Here is a 228-nt window from a genome sequence, read left to right on the forward strand (position 1 = left end):
GAGCCAAAACCATCGCGGCGGTTAATGGTTCTTAAGCCAGAAAAATTCAGGTTATAACTTGAAATTAATTTTTCTAGTTTTTGACCCGTTAATTGTTTATGAAATTCAAAATCGATTGAATAAATACTTTTACCAATATGAATTTGTGGTTCAACAACATTTTTCTTTGGATGTCTTAAGTCATAAACACCGACCATTTTGGCGATTGCTTGATTATAGAAATCGCGG

General features: G+C 32.9%; 1 protein-coding gene. It reads right to left on the reverse strand.

Annotation, left to right across the window (positions count from 1 at the left end):
• A partial coding sequence (locus AC3II9_RS22730; protein WP_489159066.1) for a hypothetical protein occupies positions 1 to 228 on the reverse strand: 228 nt, incomplete at both ends.

The sequence above is a fragment of the Lysinibacillus sp. RU7 genome, from assembly GCF_057837305.1.